Origin of the sequence: Pseudomonas kuykendallii, from assembly GCF_900106975.1 — a bacterium.
GTDB classification, from domain to species: Bacteria; Pseudomonadota; Gammaproteobacteria; order Pseudomonadales; family Pseudomonadaceae; genus Pseudomonas_O; species Pseudomonas_O kuykendallii.
This window is the reverse complement of record NZ_FNNU01000001.1, coordinates 109107-135668: the sequence shown is the minus strand read 5'-3', so window position 1 is coordinate 135668 and position 26562 is coordinate 109107. Positions and strand designations below refer to the sequence as shown.

Genomic DNA, 26562 nt, shown 5'->3' with positions numbered 1-26562 from the left:
CGGAGCGCCGCCCAGGGCTCAGGCCTGGGCCGGGCACACCTGGTTGCGGCCCAGCTGCTTGGCGAGGTAGAGCAGGCGGTCGCAGCGGGCCACCAGATCGTCGGGGCTCTGCACGCCCTCGTCGTGCGACAGCGCCACGCCGACGCTGATGGTCAGGCGCTCCTGGGCGTCGGGGCGATGTGGGTGGGGGATGTCCAGCTCGGCGACCTGATCGACCAGCCGTTCGGCGATGCTGCGCAGCTCATCGGCATTGCTCACCTGCAACAGGATGGCGAACTCCTCGCCGCCGTAGCGGAAGGTCTGCGCCTGCCCGTGGCGCAGGGTCTCGACCATGCTGCGCGCGACTTCCTGCAGGCACTGATCGCCGGCTTGGTGGCCGAAATGGTCGTTGAAAGCCTTGAAGTAGTCGATGTCGACCAGCAACAGGGCGAAGCCCCGGCCGTGCGCCTGCAGCATCGTCCAGCTTTCCGCCAGGCGCTGGTCGAAGGCGCGGCGGTTGCCGACGCAGGTGAGGGCGTCGGTGGCGGCGAGTTGTTCCAGGCACTGGTTGAGGGTGGACAGTTCCGCCTGGTGGCGACGCACCTCGACATCGGCGAGAAACGCCTGGCGCACGTTGCGCGTACTGGTCCAACTGATGAACAGACTCAGGCAGAGCACCGGCAGATAGACCAGGAGGAACACCAGCGCCGCACGGGAATCGTCGGGGCTCAACTGCACGACGCTGGCCAGGATCACCGCACTGATCGCCAGCGAACAGGCCAGCGCGCCGCCGAAGGATACCCGCGCGCCCATGTTGCACAGCACGATGAAGGCGATCGAGGCATAGATGAACGTCGGGATGTCCGGCGACTGGCTGTGCTTGAGCAACTCGAACCACGCCGCGGTGCAGATCAGCGTGTGCAGCGGCAGCAGCAGGTCCATCAGCAGGGTGCTCTGGCCGAAGCGGAACAGCAGGTAGATGTTGCACAGGCCGATGGCGACGAGGACCACGCGCATCAGCAGCGAGAGCAGGGCGACGTCCGGGATGATGACGGCGTCGACGGCTGCGTAGGAGAGATAGGCCGCGGCGGCGATCAGGTTGATCGCGATGAGGAACGAACGGCAGTGCTGGCGGACGTAGTCGTCGAAGGCGGGGCGAAGCTCGGCAGGAATCGAGCGTGTCGATCGGCTGACCGGGATGCTCGTCGGGCGTTCGGGTGCGTTCATGGGTGTTGACGTCTGTTCCGGCCCGTTGGATCCAGAGGGCGAGTGTACGGGCGGGCGAGCGTCAGCGTCCAGATGTCGCATCGATGCCGGTATTGAGGGCGGCGGCGTCGCACCGCGCCCGCCGCCAGTATCGCGGTCGCTGGTTTCAGGCGTGTTGCAGGGCCGCCTCCGGCGTTCCTCCGAGCGCATACATAACATATACTTTGCGGCAAATCGCAGAGCGGAAATGCCGTGACTTCAGTACCCACGAACGCCCCGGAAAAACTCGGTGAACTGGCCTATCAGACGTTGCGCCGGATGATCCTGGAAAAGGCCCTGCGCAGCGGCGGGCCGGTGGTCGAAGGCCGCCTCATCGAAGAGCTGAACATCTCGCGCACGCCACTGCGCGAAGCGTTGCTGCGGCTGGAAGGGGAAGGCCTGCTGGTGCGAGCCGGGGCACGGTCGTATTCGGTGCGCTTCGTCAGCGCGCAGGAATATTTCCAGACCATGAAGGTGCGCGAACTGCTGGAGACCGAGGCCATCGGCCTGTCCATCGGCAAGATCGACAAGCGCGTCATCGAGCAACTGATCAAGAAGCTCAAGTCCCTCGGCAAGGGCCAGCAGGAGCCGGCGCACTGGCAGATCGACGACCAGGTCCACACGATGTACGCGCAGGCGTCGGGCAACCCGGTGCTGGCCAGGCTGATCGAGCAGGTGCGTACCCATAGCCGGCTGTTCGAACTGGTCAGCCCGTTCAACCGCATCGAGGAGGACCGCGCCGAGCACTTGGCGATCCTCGAGGCCTACCTTTCCGGCGACGCCGACGCCGCCCGCGCCGCCGTGCGCACCCACCTGCAGAACCTGCGGCTGTTCGTCCTCGACCGCATCAGCGAAGGCGCTTAGTAGCCGCTCCGCTGGCGGGCCTCGGCCCGCCGTCCTCCAACTGTCTTGGTGTCGCCCCCAGGGCCACTCAGCTTGCCGGCTTGAGCAGCTGGCTGAGAGCGATGGCGAGCGTCTGGGTGGCGATGCGCAGGTCTTCCAGCGAGACCCGCTCGTCCGCCCGGTGGCCGTTGGCGTCCAGCAGCGTGCGCGGGCCGGCGCCGTAGATCACCGTGGGAATGCCCGCCTCGCAGTACAGCCGCGCGTCGGTATAGAGCGGCACGCCTTCGGTGGGAATCGAGTGGCCGAGGGTCAGCTCGGAGGCCTGCTGCAGGGCTTCGGCGAGGCGCCCGGCACCGTCGATCTGGTACAGCGGCGTGGTCACCAGGATTTCCTTCATCTCGACGCCGATGCCCGGCAGCCCGGCCACGCTGGCGGCGATCAGCGCCTTCACCTCGGCGAGCACGGCCTGCGGGGTTTCCTCGGGAATCACCCGGCGGTCCAGGCGCAGGGTGACCCGGTCGGGCACCACGTTGGTGTTGATCCCGCCCTCGATCAGGCCGACCACCAGCGTCGGGTGCTCGATACCGCGGGTCTGCGAGCGGGTCTGGCTCAGGGTATCGCGGTAGGCGTAGAGCGCCGTGAGTACCTTGTTCGCCGCTTCCAGGGCGTCGTGGCCGGTGTCCGGGCGGGCAGCATGGGCGGACTTGCCGCGCACGGTCACTTCCAGGTGCACCGCGCCGTTGTGAGCGGTGGTGATCGAGTGGGTGAAGCCGGCGCAGATGGCGAAATCGGGTTTGACGATGCCCTGCTGCAGCAACCACGCCGGGCCGACCAGGCCGCCGGCTTCCTCGTCGTAGGTCAGGTGCAGCTCGACGCTGCCGGCCAGCGGGGCGCCGGATTCGATCAGCGCCTTCAGGGCGAAGGCGTAGGTGGCGAAATCCGACTTGGATACCGCGGCGCCGCGCCCGTACATCATGCCGTCGCGGATCTGCGCGCCATACGGGTCGCAGCTCCAGCCATCGCCGGGCGGGACCACGTCGCCGTGGGCGTTGAGGGCGATCACCGGGCCGTCGCCGAAGCGCTGGCGGATCACCAGATTGGTCACGCTGAGCATGCCGGCGGCGTGCACCTCGGCCTGCGGAACCGCGTGCCGCTCGACCTCGAAGCCGAGCGCTTCTAGGGCTTGGGCGGTGAGTTCGGCATGCTCGGCGCAGTCGCCGGCGGGGTTGTCGGAGGGGCGTCTCACCAGGTCGGCGAGGAACTCGACCTCGGCCTGGAAGTGCTGGTCGACGCTGTTGCGCAGTTGGGTGACGAGGGGACTCTGATTCACGCGGGGCTACCTGAAAGAGGGATCAGTGGCGAAGGATCTTGCCGACGAAGTCGCGCGCACGCGGCTCCTGCGGGTTATCGAATATCTGCTGCGGTGAGCCGCTTTCCACGACCAGGCCATCGGCCATGAACACCACCTTGGACGAGACCTCGCGGACGAAGCTCATTTCATGGGAGACGATGAACATCGTGATGCCTTCGGAGGCGAGTTCGCGAATGGTGTCGAGCACCTCGGTGACCAGCTCCGGATCGAGCGCGGCGGTGACCTCGTCGAGCAGCAGCACCTCGGGTTTCAGCGCCAGCGCGCGGGCGATGGCGACGCGCTGCTGCTGGCCGCCGGAGAGTTCGTCCGGGTAGGCCTTGAGGCGGTGTGCCAGGCCGACGCGGGTCAGCAGGCGGATGGCGTCGGCCTCCACCTGCGCCTTCGGCCAGCCCTTGATGCGGGTCGGGGTGATCATCACGTTTTCCAGCACGGTCATGTTCTGGAACAGGTTGTACTGCTGGAAGACGATGGCGATGGACGAGCGCAGTTCGCGCACCTCGGCCTTGTTGGCGTAGTTCACCGACTTGCCGTCGAGGCGCACCGTGCCCTGTTCGGGCGGCAGCAGGCCCATGAGAACCCGCAGCAGGGTGCTCTTGCCCGAGCCGGAAGGCCCGATCAGGCTGACGATCTCGCCTTTCTCGACGGACAGGTTGATGTGTTCGAGTACCTTCTGCGACCCGTAGGAAGCCTTAAGGTCGACGATTTCGAGTTGCGGCAAGAGAGTTCTCCAGGCGCTTACCTAAGCGCGACAGCGGGTAAGAGATCAGGAAATACAGGACCAGTACCGTCCCGTAGACCAGCGCGGCCGAAAAGCCCTTGTTGGTGAGCACCTTGCTCGCCGAGGTCAGCTCCATCACGCCGATCTGCGAGGCCAGCGCGGTGTCCTTGATGAACATCACGAAGAAGCTGAAGGTCGGCGGCACGATGATCGGCCAGGCCTGCGGGACGATCACGTGGCGCAGGCTTTCCAGGTAGCTGAAGTTGAGCGTCTGCGCGGCTTCCCACTGGTTCTTGTGCACCGATTCCAGGCCGCTGCGGATGATCTCGCCGAGGTAGGCGGCGGCGATCAGGCAGACGCTGACCAGCGCCACGGAGAAGGTCGACAGCTCGAGCTTCGACGACTGGCTGGCGAAGAACACCAGCATCAGCGTGACCAGGAACGGAATCCTCCGGAACAGGAAACAGTAGGTGAACGCCGCCGCGCGCAGCGGTGCGAGGGCCAGCGACCGGGTCATACGCAGGATGGCGATGACGAAGCCGGCGACGAAACCGGCGAAGCAGCCGATCACCGAGAGCAGGAAGGTCGCCGCGAGCCCCTTGAGCAGCAGCACGACGTTGTAATAGGAAAACAGCTCGGCCAGGTGGAAGTCGGACATCAGAAGGCCTTTATCTTGGCGCGGAACAGGTAGCGCCCGGCGCTCGCCAGGACCAGCGTGGCGATCAGCGTGATGGCGATGTAGAGCACCGCGGCGATGGAGAACGCCTCCACCGACAGGTAGGTCTGCGAGCTCAGGTTGTAGGTGCGCCCGGTGAGTTCCTCGACGCCGAAGATCGAGGCCATCGAGGTGCCCAGGGTCATCACGATGAACTGGTTGGACAGGGGCGGGAACATCACCTTCAGCACGTGCGGGAGGATCACGTGGCGAATGATCTGCGGCGTCGAGAAGCCCAGCACCTCGGCCGCCTCGATCTCCATCTGGCGAACCGAGTCGAAGCCGGCGCGCTGGATCTCGCAGAGGTAGGCGCCGGCGTTGAAGGTCGCGCCGATCAGCACCGCGGTGAACGGCGAGAGCGTTACGCCGACCTCCGGCAGGGCGAAGAACAGGAAGTAGATCTGCACCAGTTGCGGGGTGTTGGTGGCGAAGATCACGTAGGCGCTGACGATCCTGCGGGCGAAGCGCGGGCCATAGCGCAGCACGGCCGCGCAGAGCAGGCCGATGAGCATGCCGAAGGCGAACGCCAGCACGGCGATCTGCAGGCTGATCCAGGCGCCGCCGAGCAGATAGGGCCACTGCTCGAGCAGGGGTTGGAAATTCAGGGTCATCGCAAGGGTTTACTCGACGGATGAGACGACGCCCGCTGCGGATGGCGGGCGTCGTCGTCTGTTTCAGGAAGCGCTACTGGGCGGCAGCGGGCGCGGCGGTCGGATCATGCAGCATCGCGCTGCCGAACCACTTCTTCCAGCTTTCGGCGATGAAGCCGGACTTGTGCAGCGTAGCGATCTCGCTGTTCAGCCGCGCGGTGAGTTCGGTGTTGCCTTTCTGCACGCCGATGCAGTCGTAGTCGACCTCGATCGGTGCATCCACCACGCGCCATTTGGTCGAGTAGTTCTTGGTGTAGCTGAGCATGAAGTCGAGCACGTCGATCAGCGCGTCGGCACGGCCCTGGGCGATGGCGCGCACGGCATCCGGGTAGTTGTCGAGGATCAGCAGCTGGGCCTTCGGAATCTTCTCCTGGATCAGCTTGACCGGCGTGGTGCCGCGCACCTGCACCAGGCGCACCGCCGGATCGTTGAGCTCTTCCCAGCTCTTGTAGGGTTTTTCCTCGGTGGTGAGGATGCCCAGCACTTCGGTGTTCACCGGGTCGGTGAAGTCGACCACCTTGAGACGGTCGGCGTTGCGCGTCATGCCGCCCATCACCGCGTCGATCTTGTCCGAGAGGATGAAGGGCACGCGGTCGTTCGAGCCGATCGGCACCAGCTCCAGTTTCACGCCCATCGAGTCGGCGATCTTGCGTGCGACCGAGACATCGAAGCCGGAGATCTCGTTCTTCTCGTCGTAAACGCCCAGCGGCGGCAGGTTCGGGTTGACCCCGACGATGAGCGTCTTCGATTGCATGATCTCGTCGAGCGAGCGGGCGCTGGCGTTCATCGAGCCGAACACTGCGCAGGCGATGAGCCCTGCAGTCAATAAATGGCTAAGGGCTTGGGGTCGCTTCATGTGCTAACTCCTTGGAGGGATCGGCTGGGCCAGGGCGGAAGAGGCGCTTCGTTCGCTGGAATCTATCGTTCGCGTATTTTGCGTATACGGAACATATACGATAGCATGGCGTAAGACTTGTCAAGCGGGGCCGGTTCCAGGGCCCGCCAGTACCGGGATACGCCATGCAAGATGCAAACCGTGGGGTCGTCGTCGATTTCCACTTCGAGGGCCGCCGCTACTCTGCCCGCGCCGGCCAGAGCGTCGCCGCGGCACTCTTCGCCGAAGGCGTGCGCGGCCTGCGCGAAAGCCCGCGCGAGCAGCAGCCGCGCGGCATGTTCTGCCTGATGGGCTCGTGCCAGGAGTGCCTGGTGATGGTCGACGGCCGCCGCGTGCTGGCCTGCCAGACCGAAGTCAGCGAAGGCCTTTCGGTGAGCCGCGTAGCTGAGGTCGGCCTGCATGACTGACTACGACCTCATCGTTCTCGGCGCCGGTCCGGCCGGCGTCAATGCCGCGCTGGCGGCGTCCGCCGCGGGGCTGCGCGTCGCCCTGTTCGACGAGAATCGCGCGGCGGGCGGGCAGGTCTACCGAGCGCCGGCGTTCGCCGGGACGACCGATGACAGCGCCGAGCGCCAGGCCGGCGACGCCTTGCGCGAGGCCCTGGCGAAGAGCCGGGTGAGCGCCTTCCTCGGTCATCAGGTGTGGGCGGTGACTGCCGACTTCCAGGTCGATGCGGTCGGCCCGCAGGGTTCGCTGAGCTGTACGTCGCGGGCACTGGTGGTGGCCTCCGGCACCACCGAGCGCGTCGTGCCGTTCGAGGGCTGGACCACGCCGGGCGTGATCGGCCTGGCCGCCGCCACCATCCTGCTCAAGTCGCAGAAAGTCCTGCCCGGCAAGACCACCCTGGTGGCCGGCTGCGGGCCGCTGCTGGCGGCGGTCGCGGCCGGCACCCTGAAGGCCGGTGGCGAACTGCGCGGGATCGTCGACGTGGCCGGTTTCGGCGACTGGCTGCGCGCGCTGCCGGCGATGCTGGCGCGCCCGGACATCCTGCGCCAGGGCCTGGCCTGGGCCTGGGCGATTCGCCGTTCGCGAACGCCGCTGTATGCGCGGCACACGCTGGTGCGGGTCATTCCCGAGGGCGAGCGCCTGCGCGCCGAGCTGGCGCCCTGCGACCGCGCCGGGCGTGCCTTGCCCGGCGAGCGCAAGCAGGTGCTGGTGGATTGCGTGGCGGTCGGTCACGGGCTCACGCCGGCCACCGAAATCACCCGCCTGCTGCATGCCCGGCACCGTTATTCGCGCAAGGCCGGTGGCTGGGTCGCGATCACCGATGATTGCGGGCGGACTTCCCGCGAGCGTCTCTATGTCGTCGGCGACGCCGCCGGCATCGCCGGTGCCGCGGCCGCCGCGGAACACGGCACGCTGGCGGGCCTCGCCTGTGCACGCGAGCTGGGCGCGGCGGCCGGGTCGCTCGACCCGGCGCTGGGCCAGGCGCAGCGGCGCCACGCCCGCGCCGCACGTTTCGGCCATGCGATGGCGCGCCTGATGGCGCTGCGCGAGGGCCATGTGCAAGGCATCGCGGCCGACACCATCATCTGCCGCTGCGAAGACGTCACCCGTGGCGAAATCGACGCCGCCTGCGACGCCGGCGCGCGTGACGTCAACCAGCTCAAGGCCTGGACGCGCTGCGGCATGGGCCCGTGCCAGGGCCGCACCTGCGGCGACGTCGCCGCCGAACTGCTGGCGACCCGGCTGGACGTGCCGCGCGAGGCCGTCGGCATCTTCTCCGCGCGCACGCCGTTGCGGCCGATGACCGTCGGCGCGCTGACCGGCGCGTTCGTCTACGCCGACATTCCGATCCCCAAGGCGGCGCCGCTGTGATGACTTCCTCCAACACTTCCCAGGGCTTCGACGTCTGCGTGGTCGGCGGCGGCGTGATGGGCTGCACCACCGCGCTGTTCCTCGCCCGCGCCGGCATGCGCGTGGTGCTGGTGGAGCGCGACGCGCTGTGCCGCAGCGCCTCCGGGGTGAATGCCGGAACCCTGACCCTGCACATGACCCGCGCCGCGCTGGTGCCTTACGCGATCCAGGCGTGGAGCATGTGGATGCACCCCGAAACCTGGCTCGGCCAGGGCGTGCTGGCCACCGCCGCGCCGGGCCTGTCGCTGGCCTTCACCGACAACGAGCGGGAGATTCTCGCCGCCCGCGCCGCGGCCCGCCGCGAATACGGCGCGCAGATCGACCTGCTCGATCCGACCGCCGCCTGCGCCATCGAGCCCGGCCTCAATCCGGCCGTGCTCGAAGCCGCGCACTGCACCACCGACGGTTTCGCCAGTGCCTACCTGACCGGCCGCGCCTACCACGCCGCGCTCAGCGCGGCCGGCGTGCGCATCGTCGAGCAGACGCCGGTGACGCGCGTCGAGCGCCTCGCCGGCGGCTACCGCGTGCACGGCCTGGACGGCGCCGTGAGCTTCGACGCCACGCGCCTGGTACTCGCCGGCGGCGTCTGGCTGGAGCCGCTGCTGGCGCTGCTCGACGTACACATCCCGGTGAAGACCCTGATCAACCAGCTGATCGTCACCGAGCGCATGCCGCCGGTGATGCGCACGGTGCTGAGCATCGCCAGCGGGCTGCTCTCGATGAAGCAGTTCGCCAACGGCAGCGTGCTCATCGGTGGCGGCTGGCAGGGCCTCGGCGACCGCGAGCGCGGCGGCGTGGAGACCATTCCGGCGAACCTGATCGGCAACCTGCGCCTGGCCCAGCACGTCATCCCGGCGCTCGCCGACGCTCGCGTGGCGCGCATCTGGCTGGGCCTGGAATCGGAAACCGCTGACGCCATGCCGATGCTCGGCGCGTTGCCCGGGCTCGACGAGGCCTACGTCATCGGCTGCGTGCATTCCGGCTACACCAGCGGCCCCTACATGGGCAAGTTGCTGGCCCAGCGCATCCTCGGCGAGACGCCGGAAATGCCCCTTTTCGATCCGGCCCGGCTGCTTGCAACGCCGGGCGTCCCCGCACAGACCCACTGAGACGATGCGCATGAGCCCACTCCAGCCACATCCCTTCCACGGCATCTACGCGGCCACGCTGTGCCCGATGGACAACGACGGACGCCTGCTCGACGAAGACAGCCTGGCGCGGCACATGGGCGAGATCGCCCGGGTCGACGGCATCCGCGGGCTGCTGATCAACGGTCACGCCGGGGAAAATTTCGCCCTCTCGCGCAAGGACAAACGCCGCGTGGTGGAGATCGCCCGCGCGGTCTGCCCAGCCGACTCGATCATCGTCGCCGGGGTCAACTCCGAGGACAGCTACGACGCCCAGGCCCAGGCCGACGATGCCAAACAGGCTGGCGCCGATTCGATCCTGCTGTTCCCGCCGTACTCCTGGACGCTGTCCACCGACCTCGCCACGGTGGTCAATCACCACCGCATCGCCAATGCCAACGCGCAGTTGCCGCTGATGCTCTACCAGGCCGGTGTGGGCACCGGCGGCATGGCCTACACCGCGCAGATCCTCGCCGCGCTGGTGGCGCTGCCGGAGGTGGTGGCGGTGAAGGAGGGCAGCTGGGAAACCGCCGCCTACGACGCCAACCGCCGGCTGGTGAAGGAGGTCGCGCCGCACGTGGCGGTGATGGCCTCGGGTGACGAGCACCTGTTCACCTGTTTCGCCCTCGGCACCGAAGGCAGCCTGGTCAGCCTCGCGGCCGTGGTTCCCGAACTGGTCGTCGCGCTCTACCGCGCGGTGGCGGCGAAGGACCTCGGCGAGGCGCAGCGCCTGCACGAACACGTCTATCCGCTGGCCAGGGCGATCTACGGCACCGCCCCCGGCACCCACGCCAACGCGCGTCTCAAGGCCTGCCTGCACATGCTCGGGCACTTCCCCAGCGCGGCCATGCGCCCGCCGGTGCCGCTGATCGACAGCCTCCAGTACCAGCGCCTGCAAGCTGCCCTCGAGCATGCCCGCGCCTTCGCCAACAACGCCCAAGCAGACCGGAGTGAAGCATGTCTCTGACCCTTATCCGTGGTGGCCGCATCGTCACCGCCGTCGACGACTACACGGCCGACATCCTGGTGGACGGCGAGCAGATCGTCGCCATCGGCCGCCAGTTGCCGGCCGGCAGCGACACGCGGGTGATCGACGCGGCCGGCATGCTGGTGTTCCCCGGTGGCGTGGACTGCCACACGCACATGGAAAACACCTTCGGCCCCTCGGTGACCGCCGACAACTTCGCATCCGGCACGCGTTCGGCGGCCCACGGCGGCACCACCACGATCATCGACTTCGCCCTGCAGATTCCCGGCACAAGCCCGCTGCAGGCGATCGAGCGCGCGCAGTCCAAGGCCGCCTCCACCGCCAGCATCGACTACGGCTTCCACGTCATCGTCACCCAGGTCGACGAGCAGGTACTGGCCGACATGCGCCACGCCATCCGTCACGAGGGGGTGTCGAGCTTCAAGATGTTCATGGCCTATCCCGGCACCGTGATGTCCGACGACGCGGCGATCTTCCAAGCCATGCGCATGGTCGGCCAGCACGGCGGGATGATCGCCCTGCACGCGGAAAACGGCACCGTGGTCGACCTGCTGATCCGCGAGGCGCTGGCCCAGGGGCACACGTCGCCGCGCCACCACGCGCTGACCCGTCCGGCGATCCTCGAAGGCGAGGCGACCCATCGCGGCATCAAGCTCGCCGAACTGGCCGAGGCGCCGGTGTATTTCGTTCACCTGTCGGCCAAGGAGGCGCTCAAGCACGTCGTCGAGGCCCGCGACCTGGGCATCCCGGTGTTCGCCGAGACCTGCCCGCACTACCTGTTCTTCGACGACTCGGCCTATGCCGCGAGCGACGCCGAGGACACCTACGAACACGCACGCTTCGTCATGAGCCCGCCGCTGCGCTCGAAGGATTCGCAGAATGCGCTGTGGACCGCGCTGAAGACCGACGACCTGCAACTGGTCTCCACCGACCACTGCCCGTACTGCCTGAAGGAAGGGCATCTGGGCAAGGTCAACCAGAAGCCGCTGGGCCGCGACGATTTCTCCAGGATCCCCAACGGCGTGCCGGGTGTGGAAACGCGCATGACCGTGGTCTACGACGGCGGCGTGCGCAATGGACGGATCTCGCTCAATCGCTTCGTCGAGCTGATGTCCACCGCGCCGGCCAAGCTCTTCGGGCTGTTCCCGCGCAAGGGCACCATCGCCGTCGGCAGCGACGCCGACATCGTCATCTTCGACCCCAACGAGGCGCACACCATCAGCGCCGCCACCCAGCACAGCGACTGCGACTTCACCCTGTTCGAGGGCCACCACGTGCACGGCAAGGTGAAGAAGGTGCTGCTGCGCGGCGAGCTGCTGGTCGACGACGGCCAGTGGGTCGGCAAGACCGGCCAGGGTCGCTACGTCCCGCGCGGCGAACTGGGCAAATACTGGTAAGGGGGAGGCCGCGATGCCGATCTACGAGTACCGCTGCGAACGCTGCGGCCTCTTCGAGGAGCGCCGCGCGGTGGCCGACCGCGACGCCGAGGCGCGCTGTGTGCACTGTCAGGGGCCGGCCACGCGCCAGGTGAACTTCCTGCCGACCCTGCTCACCCACCGCTCCGAACGCACCGAGCGCCTGCCGCCGCCCGCCCGGCACCCGTCGGGATGTGGCTGCGGGGGGCATTGAGGGGCCTGGTGCTCGCCTGGGAATGGCAATGAGTGGAATGCCGGATGCCTGCTGCGAGGCGAAAACCGCGCAGCGGGCTGACTGGTGCGTCCTGGATGGTTGAACTTCAGTCAGCCAGGTTTTGCTATCCGTCGTTAAAAATGAACACGATTGTTCAGTTTTGTGGTTTGATTGACGCCTGATCGAGTGTGGCTGAATGCCGCGCCGAAGGCTGAGAAAAATAACTCCAAGAAGGTCTTTTCGATGTTCATCGCCCGAAGTCGCGTGACGCCGTATCTGCTGGTGCTCTGCACCGCTCTCGCTTCGCTGGTCAATGTCTCGTATGCCGCCGAGGGCGGCGCCAAGCCGCCCAACGTCCTGATCATCGTCGCCGACGACATGGGCTACACGGACATCGGGGCCTTCGGCGGCAGCGACATCCATACGCCCAACATCGACCGCCTGGCGTCTTCGGGTGTGCGGCTGAGCAACTTCCACACGCTGCCCACCTGCGCCCCGGCGCGTTCCGTGCTTCTGACCGGCGTCGACAATCATGTCTCCGGCATCGGTTCCCAAGTGATTTCGGGCGACCAGGTCGGGCAGCCCGGCTACGAAGGGCATCTGAACGAACGGGTGGTGACACTCGCCGAGATTCTCGCCCAGCACGGCTACCGCACCTACCATGCGGGGAAATGGCACCTGGGCGACGAGCCACGCTATGGCCCTTCGCAGCGGGGCTTCCAGGAGTCCTTCGCGCTGATGCCTGGCGGCGCCAGCCATTACGCGGATGCCCGGCCGCTGCACCCCGCCGAGCCGACCCTCTACGTGCATGACGGCAAGGTGGTCGACACGCTGCCGGACGACTTCTATTCGACCCGCGACTACACGAACTGGCTGGTGCAATGGCTGGAGCGGGATCGGGGCAGCGACAAGCCGTTCTTCGCCTACCTGGCCTACACGGCGCCCCACGACCCATTGCAGGCCCCGGCCGACTACATCGCCAAGTACCGGGGCGTGTACGACGCCGGCTACGAGGCGTTGCGGCAGAAACGCTTCAGCCAGCTGCAGGCGCTCGGCTTGATCGACAAGGAGCAGACGCTGGCGGCCTGGCCCGACGTGATCGCGCGCTGGGATTCCCTCAGCGACGGCGAGCGGGCCAACAGCCGCAGGGACATGGAGGTCTATGCCGCGATGATCGACTTCATGGATGAACAGATCGGCCGGGTGCTGGATCTGCTCGAGCGGCAGGGCGAGCTGGGCAACACGCTGGTCCTGTTCATGAGCGACAACGGCGCCAACGGCGCGCCCGCCAAGGTGTACTCGACCCACACGCAGCGCTATCACGATACCTTCGACAATTCACTGCAGAACCGGGGCGCGAGAGGGTCGTTCATCTCCCAGGGCGCCGGCTGGGCAACGGCCAGCACCGCGGCGTTCAACCTGTTCAAGTTCTTCGTCTACGAAGGCGGCATCCGCACGCCCGCCATCGTCAAGCCCGTGGGTGAGCCTGGTACGGGGCAGATCATCTCGACCTTCACCCATATCCGCGATGTGGTGCCCACGGTACTGGCGCTGGTGGGGATCGAGCACCCGGCGCAGCGCAACCTGGCGCTGGCCGCTCCCGAAGGCCGCTCATGGCTGCCGCTGCTGCGTGGCCGGCCAGACGAGATGCAGCCGCTGAAGGACGTGGGCTACGAAGTGCATGGTTCGCGCGCCTACATCGACGGCGACTGGAAGGCGGTGCTGACGCCGATGCCGCTTGGCTCGGGGATGTGGCAGTTGTTCGATCTTCGCACCGATCCGGGCGAAACCCGCGATCTCGCGGGGCAATACCCCGAGCGGCTGGAGGCATTGCGGAAAGACCAGGCGGCCTATGAGCAGGCCCATGGCGTCATCTACAGCCCGCCGGGTGGCATTGGCGTGGCCATCGTCCTGTTCAAGGGGCTGGTGCTGTTCGCGTTCGTCCTGGTGGCCGGGCAATCGCTCGTCGCCCTCAAAGGCCGGAGGAGTGGCAGGGCGAGCCTGATGGCGTCTGGCTTTTACGTCCTGAGCAAGCTCGTGCTGCTCGGGCTGGTCTTCACGGTCTGGCGTAATCCGGCGCTGCTGGCCTTGATGTGCATGAGCGTGCTGGACATGGCGATGGCATTCCGCAGCCCGCGACGGGGCTGGCGCCTCGGCCTGGCGCTGGTGTTGCTGCTGGTGTTGACGGTGCTGTGGCTCATGGGAACCGACCTGGGACTGAAGATGTTCCTGCGCGAGTACGCCTGACCGATGGGGCAAGGGCGCCGTTCCACGGGAAGCGCGGCTTGATTTTTTCTGAACATGAATGTCCAATTCCGCTTCGATTTCAGACAGAAGCCAACACCTATGACTGCTGCACAACGTCGTATACACGAAGCCGCCATGCGCCTGTTCGCCGAGAGGGGCGCGGGCGAGATCAGCATCAGTGAGCTGGCCGAAGCGGCGGGTGTCGCGAGAGGGACGATCTACAAGCACCTGGACAGCGTCGAAGGGCTGTTCCGCAATGTCGCCTCCCAGCTCAGCGAAGAGATGGATCAGCGCGTGGCCCGCAGCTCGCCGGAAGATGTCGATCCGGCGCTGCGTCTGGCCAACGGCATTCGCTACTACATCCGCCGTGCCCACGAGGAGCCGAGCTGGGGCAAGTTCATCGTGCGCTACTCGGTGAGCTCGCAGTCGCTGCGTGGGATGTGGGCGGGCCAGCCGCTGGCGGACCTGGTGGCGGGGCTGGGCCAGAAGCGCTACGACGTCCGCCAGGAACAGTTGGTATCGGTGCTGGCAATGATCGGCGGTTCGGTGCTGACCGCGATCACCCTGGTGCAGGACGGCCACCGGACCTGGCGCGATGCCGGTAGCGACATCGCCGAGCTGGCCTTGCGCGCGCTCGGGCTTTCGAAGGACGAGGCCAAGCAGTTGGCGACCGTCGAACTGCCGCCGCTTGCTCCCGCCTGATGCTGTCCATACCCTGGGCTGAATAGTGTATTAAAAGCAATAAATGAACACTTGTGTTCATTTATTGCCTGGTGTTTACTTCGGCAGTTCGCAAATCGACTGCCGGTCAGAAAACATGCCCTCCTTCACCCGCACCTCGCTGCGCCTGCTCGCCTGCTGCCTTTCCCTGATAGGCGCGGCTCACGCCGATGCTTCCTCGCCGCGCCCGCCCAACATCGTCCTGCTGGTGGCCGACGACATGGGGTATTCCGACATCGGCGCGTTCGGTTCGGAAATCCAAACGCCGGCCATCGATTCGCTCGCCTCCCAGGGCGTGCGCTTCAGCAACTTTCACGCGACGGCCGCCTGTGCACCGACTCGCGCCACCTTGCTGACGGGCGTGGATCACCACCTCGCGGGTGTGGGCAACATGGTGGATACCACGCCGCTGTCACAGAAGCTGAGCCCCCGTTACCAGGGCGTGCTGGGCGAGCGGGTGGTGACCATCGCCCAGCTGTTGCGCGATGCCGGCTACCGAACTTCGGTGGCGGGCAAATGGCACCTGGGCGACACGCCGCAGAACCTGCCGCCGGCCCGCGGCTTCGACCGTTCCGTCATCCAGGCCGACAGCGGTTCGGACAACTTCGAGATGCGCTCTTATCTGCCAACGAAATCCCAGGCCGAATGGTTCGAGGATGGCCGGGAACTGAGCGCGTTGCCGGAGGACTTCTATTCGTCCCGCTTCTTCGTCGACAAGACCATCGATTACCTTCAACAGAACCGGCAGAGCGGCAAGCCGTTCTTCGCCTACGTGGCGTTCCAGGCCAACCACACGCCCGTCCAGGTGCCCAGGCCGTTCCGCGACCGCTATCAGGGCAGTTACGACCGGGGCTGGGAGGTGCTGCGCAACGAACGGCGCCAACGGGTGATCGAGCAGGGGCTGCTGCCGGAAGACAGCAAGGCCGGCGGCGGGGACCTCGCGTCCTGGGAAAGCCTGAGCGATCGGCAGCGCGCCTATGAGGCGCGCAAGATGGAGGTCTATGCCGGCATGGCGACGGCGATGGATCAGGAAATCGGCCGGCTCGTCGACTACCTCCAGCGCACCGGGCAGTTCGACAACACCCTTTTCGTTTTCCTATCTGACAACGGTGGTTCCGCCACCGATCCCACGACCAGTGCGCTGTTCCGGAAATGGCTGGACTGGACGTACGACCAGAGCTTCGAGCGCCTGGGTGAGAAGGGCACCTGGACGGCCATCGGCCCCCACTGGGCCAGCGTCGCCAATGCGCCCCTGGCGGGCCACAAGTTCATGGCGAGCGAGGGCGGTACCCGCGTGCCGATGATCATCAGCGGGCCCGGGCTGCATATCCGCCCGCAAACGACGCCGGCCTTCGTCCATATCGCGGACATCGCCCCCACGCTCCTCGAGATCGCGGGCGTCAAGCCGCCGGCCGGCAGCTACGCCGGTCGAGAGGTCGAGGCCATGCGCGGCGGCAGTCTGTTGCCTCTGGTGCGCGGGGAAAGCGCGTCGGTCCACGCCGCGGGCGAGGCGATTGGCTACGAGCTCGCCGGCAACTCGGCGGTGTTCCAGGGCGACTACAAGTTGCTGCGCAATCTGCCGCCCGCCGGCGACAACCAATGGCACCTCTACGACCTGAGCCGCGACCCGGGCGAGACGACGGATGTGCGCGAGCAACTGCCGGAGCTCTACGCCCGGTTGCAGGACGAGTACCGCCAGTACGCCGAACGGGTCGGCGTACTGCCCGTGCCGGAGGGCTACGACTACAAGCGCCAGGTCCAGATCAACTCGCTGGTGTTCTTCTATCTGCCCCGCCTGGCGTTGCTGCTGGTCGGGGTGCTGATTCTGGTTCTGGGCCTTCGCTGGTGGCGCAACCGCCGCCGCCGCCGCCGACTCCGGGCACGGTGAGCGTCCGACTTCCGCGGCGGGGCTCGCGCCGCCTTTCGTTCCACCCGACCTGAAGACCTGAACCCCACGACCGCCTACGTCAGGAACAATAACAATGACAATCCAGCAGGGCCGTATCGACGTTCATCACCACATCATTCCCCCGGTCTATTCCGAGGCCATCTACCGCTACGGGCTCGAAGCGCACGCTGGCGCCCAACTGCCCCGGTGGTCCGCGCAGAAGTCGCTGGACGTCATGGATGTCAACGGCATCCAGTGGGGCATCACCTCGCTGACCACGCCCGGGGCACACCTGGGCGGCGGGGTCGGCCAGGCCGCTGCGCTGGCGCGTGCCTGCAATGAGTACGCGGCCGAACTCACCGCGCTCCACCCGGACCGTTACGGCAGCTTCGCCCTGTTGCCGCTGCCGTTCACCGAGGCCTCCTGCGCCGAGGCGGTCCATGCACTGGACACGCTCGGCGCCGATGGGGTCGTGGTCTTCGGCAGTTCGGATGGCGTGTTCCTCGGCGATGCGCGCTTCGACGAACTGATGGCCGAGCTGAACGCGCGCGACGCGGTGGTCTTCGTCCATCCCAACCTGCACAAGACCAGTGAGGCGCTGGACATGCAGGCACCCGGGTTTCTGGTCGAATTCCTCTGCGACACCACGCGCGCGGCGGTGAACCTCATCTTCACCGGCACGCTGGAAAAGTACCCGCGGATACGCTGGATTCTGGCCCACGGCGGCGGTTTTCTGCCCTACGTCGCCTGGCGGCTGGAGCAACTGGCGGCGTTACAGGGCCGCCCGCAGGACGTACTGGCGGGTGTCAGGCGCTTTCACTTCGACACCGCCCTGTCGCCGTCGCGCTACTCCATGGCAGCCCTGAAGACGCTCGTCGATCCGTCGCGCATCCTGTTCGGCAGCGATTTCCCCTTCGCCCCGGCCCCGATCACCACCCTGCAATGCCAGACCCTGGAAGAGAATCCGCTGTGGTCGGCACAGGAGCTCTATGGCATCCATCGGGGGAACGCGCTGGATCTGTTTCCCCGCTGCCGCCAGGCAAACGAGCGGGCGGAGCCGGAGGCTCTCTATGTCGACGAGCCGTTCTCGAATCGGATCAAGCGGACGTTGTCCGGTCCCGTTGGCGCCATCGTCGAGCGCATGAGAAGTCGCTGAGACGACGGGGAGAAGAACGAATGAAGCGTCGAAACTTTGTGATCGGAACCGGGGTTCTCGCGGGCGCATCCTGCCTGGCCCTCGGCGGGCGGGGGCCGTCCAGCGATGAGGCGGCGAGGAGTGTTCAGTTGGCGACTCCAGTGGCGGCGAAGCGCGAGAGGGCGGGTGATCTCGTCGATGTGCATCACCAGGTGGTGCCTGCATTTCTCGAAGACTCATTGGCTACCGCAAGCCCGGGCGGGCGCCCGGTTCGATGGTCGGAAGCGGATTCCCTCGCGGCGATGGATCAGTGCGGCATCGCCACGGCGATCCTCTCGTTGCCCGCGCCCGGGGTATGGCGCGGAGAACCGCAGGCGGCCGCGCAACAGGCCCGCCGCGCGAACGAATTCGTCGCCGAGCTGGGCCAGCGTCACCCCGGGCGCTACGGAAGTTTCGCCGCGTTGCCGCTGCCGGCGACCGAGCAGGCCTGCGCCGAGGCGATACATGCCCTGGATACGCTGAAGTCGGATGGCGTGATGCTGCTCGCCAGCAATGACGGGCGCTTTCTCGGCGACCCCCGGTTCGATGAACTGATGGCCGAGCTGGACGCGCGCCAGGCCACGGTGTTCGTGCAGGCGAACCTGCATCCGGGCAGCCAGTCGCTGGCGCTGGAGGTGCCAGGCGTCATGCTCGAACTCGTCTGCGACATCACCCGGGCGGCGGTCAACCTGATCCTGGCTGGCACCCTGGAGCGCTACCCGCGTATCCGCTGGATTCTCGCCAATGGCGGCGGATTCCTGCCCTACGCCGCTTGGCGGGTCTCGCTGGCCAACGCCCTGCCGGAGTTCCAGGACAAGGTTCCGCTGGGCGTCATGACCTACCTGCAGCGCTTCTATTTCGACACCACGCTCGCCGCGGGCGCTCCGTCGATGGCCGTGCTCAGGGAACTCGTAGCGCCGTCGCAGGTGCTGTTCGGCAGCGGCCTTCCCATGCTCGCGCACGCCTCCGTGCAGCGCGAACTCCAGGCGCTGGCGACTTCCCCGTTGTGGTCGCAGGCCGACTACTCGGCCATCGCCCGCGGCAATTCATTGCGGCTGTTTTCGCGCTATGCGCGCGCCGACGAGACGGTCGTTGCCGCCCCCGTGCACGCCTCGGAAAACACCCTGCAATGGCTGCGGCGCACCGCCATCAAACCCCTTTCGGCCGCCGCGCAGCGGCTCAAGGATTGACCCGCATGAGCCTGCTTTTCGAACCGCTACGCCTGCCCAATGGCGTGGAGATCGCCAACCGGATCGCCAAGGCGGCGATGGAAGAGAACCTCGCCGATGCCGACCACGCGCCCAGCGAACGCCTGATTCGCCTGTATCGCACCTGGGCCGAGGGCGGAGCCGGATTGATCATCACCGGCAACGTGATGGTGGATCGGCGCGCGCTGACCGGACCCTGCGGCGTCGTCCTGGAAGACGATCGCCACCTGGATCGCTTTCGCCGCTGGGCCGACGCCTGTCGCAGCAACGGCGCCCAGGCCTGGATGCAGATCAATCATCCCGGCCGCCAACTGATGGCGGCGCTGGGGCAAGTCGCCGTCGCACCCTCGGAGGTGGCGCTCGACATGCCTGGCCTGGACAAGCTGTTCGCCAGGCCGCGGGCGCTCGAAGAGGGCGAAATCGACGCGCTGATCCAGCGTTACGTGCGCGCCGCCGAACTGGCCGAGCAGGCCGGGTTCAGCGGGGTGCAGATTCACGCCGCCCACGGCTACCTGTTCAGCCAGTTCCTCTCGCCGCTCTCCAATCGCCGCACGGATCGCTGGGGCGGCAGCCTGGAGAATCGCGCGCGAATCCTGCTGCGCACCGTCGAGGCCGTGCGCGCGAAGGTCCGGCCGTCGTTCTGCGTAGCGGTCAAGCTCAACTCCGCGGATTTTCAGAAGGGTGGTTTCGACACCGGGGACGCCGTTCAGGTGGTGGGCATGCTCGAGGGCATGGGCGTCGATCTGGTCGAGCTGTCCGGCGGCAGCTACGAAAGCCCGGCCATGCAGGGGCGGACGCGGGACGGCGCTTCCCTGGCGCGCGAGGCCTACTTCCTGGAGTTCGCCGAGCGGATCGCCGCGAAGGCGACGATGCCGCTGATGGTGACCGGCGGCATTCGCCGCCGCGAAGTGGCGCAGCGGGTGCTGTCCGGGCAGGTCTCGATGGTGGGCATGGCCACCGCGCTGGCCATCGAGCCGGCCCTGCCGAACCGCTGGCGGCAGGGCGGCGAGCATGACGTGGCGCCACTCACCGTATCCTGGAAGAACAAGGCATTCGCGTCCGCTGCCATTCAGGCCATCGTCAAGAAACAGCTGGTGCTGCTCGCCAGCGGACGGCCCACCCACCCCGGTGCCTCGCCCTTGTTGGCGCTGCTGGGCAGTCAGTTGAAGGCCCGCCGGCAGTCGAGCCGCTACCGCAAATGGATCGCCAGCGCTGATTGAGGCGGGCCAACCCCGCTGATGCCGGCGGTGCGGACGCCGGGACCGCGTCCCGGCATCCACCGGCGGCTCAGGACCCGAGCAGGCGCAGGCTTTCCTGCACCAGTTGCCGGGCCTTCGCCGGGTCGCCTTCGTGCATCACGATGCGATCCGGTCGAACCACCGCCAGCGAGCCCGCGGGCGCGCTGGTCAGCAGCGTCTGGCCGATGTCCTCGACGAACGGCGTCGTGTCGCGGCGCTTCTGGCCGTGCAGGCCGACCTGAAGGTAGCTTCCACCGTGCCTTTCCCACTGTTGGCAAAGCTCCGCTGTCAGGCTGGCGCGGGGATCGATACCCAATCCCACCAGTACCAGGTTGTCGCCCAATGCCGCGTCGCTGAGGACGATCGAGCCGCTTTCCTGGCGTACCAGCCCCTGGGGGAACAGCCCGCCACGGCGCAGGCGGCGACCGCGGCCGGCAGGCATGAACAGCCCGCGCTTGAAGATGTTCTTCGGCTTGATGTCCAGCTCCTCGAAGTGGCGGCGCAGGGGCGGGATCAGGTGCGTCAGGCGCATCAGGCCGTGCACCAGCATTGCGGTGGGCGCGTTGCCCGGCATCACCATGCGTCCCATCAGCTTGGCGAGGGCGATCATTTCCCGGGCGTGGGGGCGGCGCTCCTGGTCGTAGCTGTCGAGGATGCCCGGCGCGGCGCGCCCCTTGAGTACCCATGCCAGCTTCCAGGCCAGGTTGGCCGCGTCGCGCAGGCCGGCGACCAGCCCCTGGCCGACGAAGGGCGGCGTGATGTGTGCGGCATCGCCGACCAGGAACACCCGCCCGTTCTGGAAGCGTTCGCAGCACCGCGCGTGGAAGCGATAGACCGCTTTGCGCTCGATCTCCAGTTGATCCGGCTTGACCCATTTTTCCAGCAGCTTGGCGATGTGCTCCGCATCTTCCATCTGCTCGCGCGTTTCCCCGCCCTTGAGCATGAACTCCCAGCGTTCCCGGCCCCCTGGCGCGGGCATGTGGGGCGTCGGCCGGCGATGGTCACAGAGGAATTCGACATGGTCGATCGCCGCCTGCTCCCGGCCGCGGGCATCGACGATCAGCCAGTCCTCGGCGTAGCTGCGACCGCGAAAGTCCTGGCCGATCAGGCTGCGGGCCTTCGAGCTGGCGCCGTCGGCACCGACCAGGTAGCGCGCCCTGATGCGCCGGGTGCTGCCATCCTCGGCGCGCAGTTCGGCGTCCACGCCTTCCGCGTCCTGGGTCAGATTCAGCAGCTCGAAACCGCCCAGGCTGGTCACGCTGTCGAGGTGCCGGCACTGGTCGCGCAAGGTGCGCTCCAGATCCGGCTGGTAGAAGGTCACCAGCTTGGGGTGGCCGTCGAGGCTGCCACGGGTGTTAGCCCGGCCGAACTGGCCGACGATCGGGCAATGCATGCGCACTTCCGGAATCACGATTTTCTCGAAGGCGCCTTCCTCGAGGCCTGCGAGCTGCAGGATCCGCAGCGCTTCGTTGTCCAGGGCGATGGCGCGCGGTAGCAGCAGCACGTCATGCACCTTGTCGACTACCAGTGTGTTGATGCCGTGCCGCCCGAGCAAGGCCACGAGCGAAGCGCCGACCGGGCCGTTGCCGATGACGAGGACATCGACCGAATCGGGAAGGAGGTGAGGGAGTGGAAGGTTCATGCCGGTCCTTGTTGTGGGTAGCCCGCGGCGGGGCCCTGGTTGTTGTTATCTGGCGGACGACTGTCGCATCAAAAATGAACACTAGTGTTCACCTGAGTAATTATGCTGCAAATCAATAAAAAGAAAATACTCGTTGACCATATTTGAACATTACTGTTCAATTGATGCGTCGAGAGTTCCTTGCGGGTGTCGATCGGCAGGCATGTCGTGCGACGTGTAAGCCGGAGGAGGGTGAGGTCCGGCGCCTCGCCGAGGCCTTGCGTGGGGTGAGTAGCGGCGTCACCTGAAAACAGCTGTGGAGAACAACAATAATGAAACAGGACATCGATTCACTCCGCCTGCTGACCCAGCAGCCCGCCCGCCATCCCTCGCCAACGGTGAAGGCGCGGGCCCTGGGCTACCTGATCTTCGCCCGTCCCGACCTGGATCTCGCCGAGCGCTTCCTGCTCGATTTCGGCTTGCAAACGGCGCATCGAGAGGCGGACCGGCTCTACCTGCGAGGCACCGGGACGGTGCCTTACTGCTACCGGATAGAACGTGCGGCGCAGGCGAGCTTCCTGGGCTTCGCGCTGGAACTGGCGTCGTACGACGATCTTGAAACGCTGGCGCGACTGCCCGGCGCTTCGGCCATCGAGCCGCTGGAAGGGCCGGGTGGCGGGCGCCGGGTTCGCCTGACCGACCCGTCCGGATTCCTCGTCGAAGCGGTCCATGGCCGCCAGCCCTGCGAGCCCGCCGCGCGCCGCCCGGCGTTGCCCCTGAACCTGGTGGACGAATCCCCGCGTATCAATGCGACGCAGCGGCCGCCGATCGCGCCTCCCGAAGTGGTCAAGCTCGGCCACGTGGTGCTCGAACTCGCTGACTTCCAGGCCACCTGCGCCTGGTACACCCGCCACTTCGGCTTCATTCCCAGCGATGTCCAAGTGCTCGAGGACGGCTATCCGGTGGTGGCGTTCATGCGCCTCGACCTGGGTGACGAGCCCGCCGACCACCACACCCTGGCGCTCGCCCAGGGCTTCATGGCGGCGTACAGCCATAGCGCGTTCGAAGTGGTGGACGCCGATGCGGTGGGCGTCGGGCAACGCATCCTGCGCGAGCGCGGCTGGAAGCATGCCTGGGGCATCGGCCGGCACATCCTCGGCAGCCAGATCTTCGATTACTGGCAAGACCCCTGGGGACAGAAGCACGAGCACTACTGCGACGGCGACCTCTTCACCGCGGACCAACCCGTGGGGTTGCACGCGGTCAGTGCCGAGGCGATGTCGCAGTGGGGCCAGCGGATGCCGAAGAGCTTCACCAAGCCGGCGATGAACCTGAGGAATCTCCGGACGCTGGTGCGCAACCTTCGCTCCAGCCCGGACCTGACCCTGCGCAAACTCATGGCCTTGAAACGGCTATTCGGCTGAGCGCGCCCATGCGTCCTCTCAGCCGTCGAGGCCTGCTCAGGGCGGCTGCCGTCCTGGGAAGCCTGAGCCCGCTGTCGCTGCACGCGACCATGGCAACACCCCATTCGAAAACTGCCGCCTGCTCGCGGCGCCTCGCTGTGCCAGGAGTTACATCGATGTCCGTCAACGTAGTCCGCTTCGAGTATCAGAACGAGAATCGCTGGGGGGTGGTGCGCCAGGGGCGCATCGTGCCGATTTCCGGGCGTTATGAAACCACGGGCGAGCTGATCCGCCAGGTTTCGCGCGAACAGCTCGCCCGCCTGGAGGGCGACGCGCTGGAGATGAGCCAGGTACGGCTGCTGTCGCCGGTGACGCGCAACCAGCAGTTCGTCTGCCAGGGCGCGAACTACCGGCAGCACATGATCGAGTCGGGCATGGACCCGGATGCCAAGCACTACAACATGATCTTCACCAAGGCCTCGAGCTGCATCGTCGCGGCCGACAGCGACCTGGTGAAGCCACGGCAGGTTCGCTTCCTCGATTACGAAATCGAGCTGGGGCTCGTCCTCGCCCGCGATATCACCGGCCCGGTGAAGGTCGATGCGCACAACCTGCACGAGTTCGTGGCCGGGCTGGTCATCGTCAACGACTATTCCGCGCGCGATATCCAGATTCCGCAGATGCAGTTCTACAAGGGCAAGAGCTTCCGCACGTTCGGCCCGGTCGGCCCGCACCTGTGCCTGCTCGACGCGACGGACATGCGATACCTCCAGCAACTGCAGCTGCGCCTGACGGTGAATGATCGCCCGCGGCAGTCCGATAGCACCGCGAATCTGGTGCATGGGCCGGCCGAGACGCTGAGTGAACTCTCCGCCGTGCATGACTTCTGCGTGGGCGACCTGATCGCGACGGGCACGCCCTCCGGCTGCGCGCTCGCCATTCCGTCGCCCGCCAAGCAACGCCTGGCCGCCGCGCTGCTGCCCGAGGCGGTGAAGTGGAAGGCGTTCCTCAAGGCCCAGGAGGCGCGCAGTGATTTCTACCTGAAGAACGGCGACGTGGTGCAGGCCACGATTCGCAGCGCGGACGGCGTGATCGACCTCGGCACCCAGCGCAACGTCGTGGTGGGAGAGGTCTGATGGCCGTCAGAACCCTGGCCGATATCGAGTCGCTGGAGCGGACTCCCCTCGCTGAACGGCAGCTGCCGCCCAGCACCTACGCGGCCTTGCAGCGTTGCGTGCTGGCCAACGGTTCGGCACCGGCGCTCAGCTTCATCCTCGATGCCAAGGCTTACCAGCGTACCCACGACTGGACCTACGCCGAGCTGTTCGCCGACATCACCCGCGCGGCGAACGCGTTTCACCAGTTGGGTATCGGGCCTCGGGATGTCGTCGCGTTTCTGTTGCCTAACTTGCCGGAAACCCACTTCACCATCTGGGGCGGCGAAGCCGCCGGCATCGTCCTGGCCATCAACCCGTTGCTTGAAGCGGCTCAGATCGCCGAGTTGCTGCGGGCGGCCGATGCGAAGGTGGTGGTGACGCTGGCCCCGACGCCCGGAGCGGATCTCTGGCAAAAGCTCTCCAGCCAGCTGCCCGCCCTGCCGTGTGTCGAACAGGTCGTCTGGGTCGGCATGCAATCCTACGTGGGGGTCGTTCCCGGAGGGGTCCTGCGCTGGATGGCGCTGCGTGAGCGACATCGCCATCCGGGCGTGCGGATTCACGACCTGCGCACGCTGATGCGCAAGCAGCCCGGCGATTACCTGAAGAGCGGCCGGCAGATTCGCGCGGATGAGCCGTCGTCCTATTTCTGTACGGGAGGTACCACCGGCCTGCCGAAGATCGCCGTGCGGACCCACGGTTCGGAAGTCTTCAACGCCTGGGCCATGGCCACCAACCTGCAGCCCAGGGCCAGTGGCCAGGTGATCTTCTGCGGCCTGCCGCTGTTCCATGTGAACGGCCAGCTGGTGACCGGACTGATGCCCTGGACCCACGGCGACCGGGTCGTCATCGGCACGCCGCAGGGATACCGGGGCGAGGGTGTCATCGGCAACTTCTGGGCGCTGGTCGAGCATTTTCGCGTCAACTTCTTCTCCGGCGTTCCCACGGTCTATTCGGCGCTTCTCCAGCAGCCGGTCGAAGGCCGCGACCTGTCCAGCCTGCAGTACGCCCTGTGCGGCGCGGCACCGATGCCGGTGGAGCTGTTCCGCGAGTTCGAGGCGCTGGTCGGCGTACGGATTCTGGAGGGCTACGGCCTGACCGAGGCCGCGTGCGTGTCGTCGGTGAATCCGGCGGACGGCGAGCGCCGCGTGGGCTCCATCGGCTTGCGGCTGCCGTACCAGCGGATGCGCGCGGTGATCCTCGACGAGGAGGGTCAGTACCAGTGCGACGCCGAGGTCGACGAAGTGGGCGTCATCGTCATCCAGGGGCCGAACGTGTTCGCCGGTTACCTGGAGGCCGTGCACAACAAGGGCGTCTGGCTCGCCATCGGCGGGCAGACCTGGCTGAACACCGGCGACCTCGGCCGGCAGGACGCGCAGGGTTACTTCTGGCTGACCGGGCGGAAGAAGGAACTGATCATCCGCGGCGGCCACAACATCGATCCGAAGCAGATCGAGGAGGCGTTGCAGGCTCATCCGGCGGTGGCCCTTTCGGCGGCCGTGGGCTGCCCGGACGCCCATGCGGGTGAGGTGCCGGTGGCCTACGTGCAGCTGAACCCGGGGATGCACTGCACTCGCGAGGAACTCATCGCGTTCGCCGCCAGGACCATCAGCGAGCGCGCCGCGCTGCCCAAGCGCATCGAGATTCTCGAGGCCCTGCCGGTAACCCCGGTCGGGAAGATCTTCAAACCCGCCCTGCAGCAGCGAGAAATCACCTGGGTGATCCAGCAGGAGTCCGAGCTGGCCGGTATTTCCGGGGTGTCGATCGACATGCAGCAGGACAGCCGCCGGGGGCTCGTCGCCCATATCCGTGCGGGAGACTTTCGGCCGCGGCTGGAGGAGCGGCTTGGAAAATTCACCTTCCCCATCGAATGGGTTCAGTGAGTTCCAGC

General features: G+C 66.9%; 23 protein-coding genes. 16 read left to right on the top strand and 7 right to left on the bottom strand.

What is annotated here, in order from left to right:
* Positions 1-18: 18 nt before the first annotated feature.
* Positions 19-1206, bottom strand: a complete 1188-nt coding sequence (locus tag BLV15_RS00590; RefSeq protein WP_090223716.1) for a GGDEF domain-containing protein — start codon at positions 1204-1206, stop codon at positions 19-21.
* 231 nt (positions 1207-1437) lie between these two features.
* Between BLV15_RS00590 and BLV15_RS00585 the strand changes: the two genes are divergently transcribed.
* Entirely contained in the window at positions 1438-2088 is a 651-nt protein-coding gene (locus tag BLV15_RS00585; RefSeq protein ID WP_090223714.1) for a GntR family transcriptional regulator, read from the top strand.
* 67 nt (positions 2089-2155) lie between these two features.
* Here BLV15_RS00585 and BLV15_RS00580 read toward each other — a convergent pair whose 3' ends face one another.
* The 5 genes from BLV15_RS00580 to BLV15_RS00560 all read right to left on the bottom strand — a co-directional run bounded on the left by BLV15_RS00580 (position 2156) and on the right by BLV15_RS00560 (position 6378).
* Positions 2156-3397 carry an ArgE/DapE family deacylase gene (locus tag BLV15_RS00580; protein ID WP_090223713.1) on the bottom strand — a complete coding sequence of 414 codons (1242 nt, stop codon included), beginning with the start codon at positions 3395-3397 and terminating at the stop codon, positions 2156-2158.
* A gap of 22 nt (positions 3398-3419) precedes the next feature.
* Positions 3420-4157: an amino acid ABC transporter ATP-binding protein gene (locus tag BLV15_RS00575; RefSeq protein ID WP_090223711.1), complete on the bottom strand. Its 738-nt coding sequence runs from the start codon at positions 4155-4157 to the stop codon at positions 3420-3422.
* Positions 4129-4815 (bottom strand): amino acid ABC transporter permease, encoded by a 687-nt coding sequence (locus tag BLV15_RS00570; protein ID WP_090223709.1) that lies wholly within the window; start codon positions 4813-4815, stop codon positions 4129-4131. Before BLV15_RS00570 ends, BLV15_RS00575 begins: the two co-directional genes overlap by 29 nt.
* Positions 4815-5483: an amino acid ABC transporter permease gene (locus tag BLV15_RS00565; protein WP_090223707.1), complete on the bottom strand. Its 669-nt coding sequence runs from the start codon at positions 5481-5483 to the stop codon at positions 4815-4817. Before BLV15_RS00565 ends, BLV15_RS00570 begins: the two co-directional genes overlap by 1 nt.
* Positions 5484-5556: 73 nt before the next feature.
* Positions 5557-6378 (bottom strand): transporter substrate-binding domain-containing protein, encoded by an 822-nt coding sequence (locus BLV15_RS00560; protein WP_090223705.1) that lies wholly within the window; start codon positions 6376-6378, stop codon positions 5557-5559.
* A gap of 164 nt (positions 6379-6542) precedes the next feature.
* Between BLV15_RS00560 and BLV15_RS00555 the strand changes: the two genes are divergently transcribed.
* The 12 genes from BLV15_RS00555 to BLV15_RS00500 all read left to right on the top strand — a co-directional run bounded on the left by BLV15_RS00555 (position 6543) and on the right by BLV15_RS00500 (position 20475).
* Positions 6543-6824, top strand: a complete 282-nt coding sequence (locus BLV15_RS00555; protein WP_090223703.1) for a (2Fe-2S)-binding protein — start codon at positions 6543-6545, stop codon at positions 6822-6824.
* Positions 6817-8235: an FAD/NAD(P)-dependent oxidoreductase gene (locus BLV15_RS00550; protein WP_090223702.1), complete on the top strand. Its 1419-nt coding sequence runs from the start codon at positions 6817-6819 to the stop codon at positions 8233-8235. Before BLV15_RS00555 ends, BLV15_RS00550 begins: the two co-directional genes overlap by 8 nt.
* Entirely contained in the window at positions 8235-9383 is a 1149-nt protein-coding gene (locus tag BLV15_RS00545; protein ID WP_090223700.1) for an NAD(P)/FAD-dependent oxidoreductase, read from the top strand. The genes BLV15_RS00550 and BLV15_RS00545 overlap by 1 nt, the downstream gene beginning before the upstream one ends.
* Before the next feature lie 10 nt (positions 9384-9393).
* Positions 9394-10368, top strand: a complete 975-nt coding sequence (locus tag BLV15_RS00540; RefSeq protein WP_090223699.1) for a dihydrodipicolinate synthase family protein — start codon at positions 9394-9396, stop codon at positions 10366-10368.
* Positions 10359-11786 carry a dihydropyrimidinase gene (gene hydA / locus BLV15_RS00535; protein WP_090223697.1) on the top strand — a complete coding sequence of 476 codons (1428 nt, stop codon included), beginning with the start codon at positions 10359-10361 and terminating at the stop codon, positions 11784-11786. Before BLV15_RS00540 ends, hydA begins: the two co-directional genes overlap by 10 nt.
* A 13-nt stretch (positions 11787-11799) precedes the next feature.
* Positions 11800-12018 (top strand): FmdB family zinc ribbon protein, encoded by a 219-nt coding sequence (locus BLV15_RS00530; RefSeq protein WP_090223696.1) that lies wholly within the window; start codon positions 11800-11802, stop codon positions 12016-12018.
* A gap of 243 nt (positions 12019-12261) precedes the next feature.
* On the top strand, positions 12262-14265 hold the full coding sequence (locus BLV15_RS00525; protein ID WP_090223694.1) for an arylsulfatase: 2004 nt from the start codon (positions 12262-12264) through the stop codon (positions 14263-14265).
* 135 nt (positions 14266-14400) lie between these two features.
* Positions 14401-14967, top strand: coding sequence for a TetR/AcrR family transcriptional regulator (locus BLV15_RS00520; protein WP_245728113.1), 567 nt, complete (start codon positions 14401-14403; stop codon positions 14965-14967).
* A 115-nt stretch (positions 14968-15082) separates the two neighbouring features.
* The gene (locus BLV15_RS00515) at positions 15083-16873 is read left to right on the top strand and encodes an arylsulfatase (RefSeq protein ID WP_175534264.1); all 1791 of its coding nucleotides are present in this window, start codon (positions 15083-15085) and stop codon (positions 16871-16873) included.
* A gap of 94 nt (positions 16874-16967) precedes the next feature.
* Complete coding sequence (locus tag BLV15_RS00510; RefSeq protein WP_090223690.1) at positions 16968-18029, top strand: amidohydrolase family protein; 1062 nt, start codon at positions 16968-16970, stop codon at positions 18027-18029.
* A gap of 20 nt (positions 18030-18049) precedes the next feature.
* Entirely contained in the window at positions 18050-19237 is a 1188-nt protein-coding gene (locus BLV15_RS00505) for an amidohydrolase family protein (RefSeq protein WP_090223689.1), read from the top strand.
* Between the two features lie 5 nt (positions 19238-19242).
* Positions 19243-20475 (top strand): NADH:flavin oxidoreductase/NADH oxidase family protein, encoded by a 1233-nt coding sequence (locus BLV15_RS00500; RefSeq protein WP_090223687.1) that lies wholly within the window; start codon positions 19243-19245, stop codon positions 20473-20475.
* A 67-nt stretch (positions 20476-20542) separates the two neighbouring features.
* On the opposite strand, the gene BLV15_RS00495 is transcribed toward BLV15_RS00500, so the two are convergent.
* Positions 20543-22135: a bifunctional 3-(3-hydroxy-phenyl)propionate/3-hydroxycinnamic acid hydroxylase gene (locus BLV15_RS00495; RefSeq protein WP_090223685.1), complete on the bottom strand. Its 1593-nt coding sequence runs from the start codon at positions 22133-22135 to the stop codon at positions 20543-20545.
* A 311-nt stretch (positions 22136-22446) separates the two neighbouring features.
* Here BLV15_RS00495 and BLV15_RS00490 point away from each other — a divergent pair, with 311 nt between their 5' ends.
* The 3 genes from BLV15_RS00490 to BLV15_RS00480 all read left to right on the top strand — a co-directional run bounded on the left by BLV15_RS00490 (position 22447) and on the right by BLV15_RS00480 (position 26554).
* The gene (locus tag BLV15_RS00490; protein WP_090223683.1) at positions 22447-23538 is read left to right on the top strand and encodes a VOC family protein; all 1092 of its coding nucleotides are present in this window, start codon (positions 22447-22449) and stop codon (positions 23536-23538) included.
* 155 nt (positions 23539-23693) lie between these two features.
* A complete protein-coding gene (locus tag BLV15_RS00485; protein WP_090223682.1) occupies positions 23694-24653 on the top strand; it encodes a fumarylacetoacetate hydrolase family protein in 960 nt (319 codons plus the stop codon).
* Entirely contained in the window at positions 24653-26554 is a 1902-nt protein-coding gene (locus BLV15_RS00480; RefSeq protein WP_090223680.1) for an acyl-CoA synthetase, read from the top strand. The genes BLV15_RS00485 and BLV15_RS00480 overlap by 1 nt, the downstream gene beginning before the upstream one ends.
* The last annotated feature ends 8 nt before the right edge of the window (positions 26555-26562 follow it).